General features: G+C 62.1%; 3 protein-coding genes. All 3 read right to left on the bottom strand.

Features of this window, described 5'->3' with window-relative positions; all coding sequences use genetic code 11:
• Positions 1-149: 149 nt before the first annotated feature.
• Entirely contained in the window at positions 150-311 is a 162-nt protein-coding gene (locus BW994_RS19830; protein WP_156038236.1) for a hypothetical protein, read from the bottom strand.
• Between the two features lie 35 nt (positions 312-346).
• The gene (locus BW994_RS18775; protein WP_051657696.1) at positions 347-688 is read right to left on the bottom strand and encodes a hypothetical protein; all 342 of its coding nucleotides are present in this window, start codon (positions 686-688) and stop codon (positions 347-349) included.
• A gap of 51 nt (positions 689-739) precedes the next feature.
• On the bottom strand, positions 740-1004 hold a 265-nt coding region (locus BW994_RS19495; protein ID WP_211252849.1), incomplete at its 5' end, for a hypothetical protein.

Below are 1004 nucleotides of genomic sequence, written 5' to 3'. Positions count from 1 at the left end.
AGGGTGGTGGGGAGGAGGTTCGGGGTCCAGGGCACGGATGCTTTATAGGACGCGACCCCGGGGGGTGAGAAAGCGGAAAATCCGACGGGCGTGAATAAACACCCGCCGGATTGCGCCTGGCCTAGCCGAAGGCGGTTTGGTTCAGGCGCTTACCGGCAGCGATAGGGGTGCCAGTAGCACCAGCCGCCGCCGGGACGGCCGGGGTAGACCACGCAGCCTGACAGCGAGATTCCGAGGCCGACGATCAACAGGGCGGCGCCGAGTTTTCGGATGCGCGTGCGGGTTGGGGAGGTTGAGGCGGGTTTTTGCATGATGGGTCCTTTCCTGACGGTGGTGATTGGTGGTGCTACTGGCGCGGCACGCCGGGCTGGGTGGCGCGGTTGTGTTTGTCGATGTAGATCCGGCGCGAGAGTTTGGCCTGGCGCTGGTTGAGATGGTGATATTGCCGCGCGGTGAGGTGACCGCCGTTGGCCCGAAGACCGGACCGGCGGGACTGGTTGATGCGCTGTTCACGGTGTTCCAGATGATTTGCGCCGCCGGCGGTGATCTGACCGCTGTGGATGCCCTGCGCGATGCGATGCTGCTGGGTGGCCTCGCGCTGCTGGACTTCGCCCGCATGGGCGGCGAGCGGCAGCAGGGTCAGGCCGAACATGCAGGCGATCAGCCTGGTTCGATTGGTGCGTTGCATGGAAATCTCCGTCGATATTCAGCGGGTGCGCTAGTTCTGCACGCCCTGAGTTCAATATAGGGCGTGACTTCGGGCAATTTCGGGGCAGAATGTTGAGTAATGTAACGCGGGTTGGTGGTTTGGCCGCGGTGTGGGCTTGCGGGGTTCGTGGGTGGGGAGAACGGCAGGCAGGGTAGGGAGGATTTCTTTTTTGGAGAAAAGAAGCAAAGCACTTTCGTTAGGGGTGCGTATTCCGTTGATCGCGATCATCCATTCCGGTCGATCGCGATCACTGGTTCCGTTGATCGCGATCATGATGTTCACCATGCCTGAGGCG

The organism is Acidiphilium rubrum (assembly GCF_900156265.1).
GTDB classification, from domain to species: Bacteria; Pseudomonadota; Alphaproteobacteria; order Acetobacterales; family Acetobacteraceae; genus Acidiphilium; species Acidiphilium rubrum.
Note: the sequence above shows the minus strand (reverse complement) of the source record. Positions and strands in the feature narration are given on the sequence as shown.

Bases quoted from the DNA above. Each gene is read 5' to 3' on its own strand.
- BW994_RS19830 (WP_156038236.1), bottom strand. From the start codon at position 311: ATGCAAAAACCCGCCTCAACCTCCCCAACCCGCACGCGCATCCGAAAA.
- BW994_RS18775 (WP_051657696.1), bottom strand. From the start codon at position 688: ATGCAACGCACCAATCGAACCAGGCTGATCGCCTGCATGTTCGGCCTG.